At 52.1% G+C, this 1335-nt stretch carries 1 protein-coding gene; it reads left to right on the top strand.

Annotated elements, in window-relative coordinates:
- Window positions 1-43 precede the first annotated feature (43 nt).
- Window positions 44-1291 carry an IS1380 family transposase gene (locus GTN70_12730; GenBank protein NIO17817.1) on the top strand — a complete coding sequence of 416 codons (1248 nt, stop codon included), beginning with the start codon at window positions 44-46 and terminating at the stop codon, window positions 1289-1291.
- Window positions 1292-1335 lie beyond the last annotated feature (44 nt).

Genomic DNA, 1335 nt, shown 5'->3' with positions numbered 1-1335 from the left:
ACAGACGGTGTTGCCATTCAAGCTAAGAAGGACGGAGGAGCGGGTGACGGCGCGTAGTGGATTGGTTCTGTATGGGGAGTTTATGGGGGCGATGGGTGTGGGATCTTTGATTGAGCGTCACATGCCGAAGCCTGGTTCTGGGCGGGGGTTTGAAGGGATTCGGTATATTTTACCTCTCTCAATGATGTTATACGGTGGTGGGGAGGCCATTGAGGATGTGCGCGAGATTCGAGGGGATGATTCTTTGGGAGAAGTGGTTGGACTTGAGGAGATTCCCTGCAGTTCTGCGATTGGAGACTGGCTTCGTCGGATGGGGGAGCGTGGTGGGATTGGTGGGATGGAGCGGGTCAACGATGGCATTGTGAGGAAGGTTCTCAGGAGGGACGATCGGAGGGGCTACACGCTGATCATCGATCCCACCATCATCGAGTCTCAGAAGCGGGAGGCCCAGATGAGCTATTTAGGGTATAAGGGCTACCGGCCTGTGGTGGCGACCCTCAAGGAGAATGGATTGGCCATCTCGTATGAGTTTCGAGAGGGAAACGACACGGGGGGAAAGCTTCGGATTCTGAAGAAGGCCTTTGGTAAGATGCCAAGGGGAAAAAGGATCGAAGAGGTCCTTTTGGATGCAGAGTACTACACCAATGATGTGATCGACTATCTGGAGAGAAAGAGGGTTCGATGGGCCATCTGTGTGGATAAGGACGTATCGGTCATGGAAGCCATTGGGACGATATCGGGCTGGTGTCCTTTTCGGACCGAAGATGGGATTATGACGGATCGGGAGATTTCAGAGACAGTCCATACGACCAACAAAGGCAAGAGCGCCTTTCGTCTCGTCGTTTTGCGGTGGAAAGACCGACAGGCTGACCTTTTTAGAGACAGCTACCATTATCACTGTATTGCCACGGGCATGATCGATCAGAGTGCTGAGCAGGTGGTATGGCGATACAACAAGAGGGCGCAGATCGAGAATCACATCAAAGAGATCAAAAGCGGCTTTGGGATGGACCGGATGCCATGCGGGGAGTTTTTGGCCAATGCCGTTCACTTTGGAATTGGGATCATGACCTNNATGACCTATAATCTGTTTATTGCCCAGAGGCTTTTTGTCATGCCTGAGCCATGGAGGACGAAGACCATCAAGAGTCTGAGGTGGTTGTTGATCGAAGTGGCAGGCAGGCTTGTTCGCCATGGCAGGAGAGTCATTCTCAAAGTCGCAACCAGTCTAGACAAATACAGGATTTATCTTGAGATGAGAAGACGGACCTATGAGCTTCTGCTTGAGTGAGACCCCTGAGCGGTTGGAAAAACAAGATCCGAAAAGGACCCAGG

The organism is Deltaproteobacteria bacterium (assembly GCA_011773515.1).
GTDB lineage: Bacteria > Desulfobacterota > Deferrimicrobia > J040 > J040 > WVXK01.
Note: the sequence above shows the minus strand (reverse complement) of the source record. Positions and strands in the feature narration are given on the sequence as shown.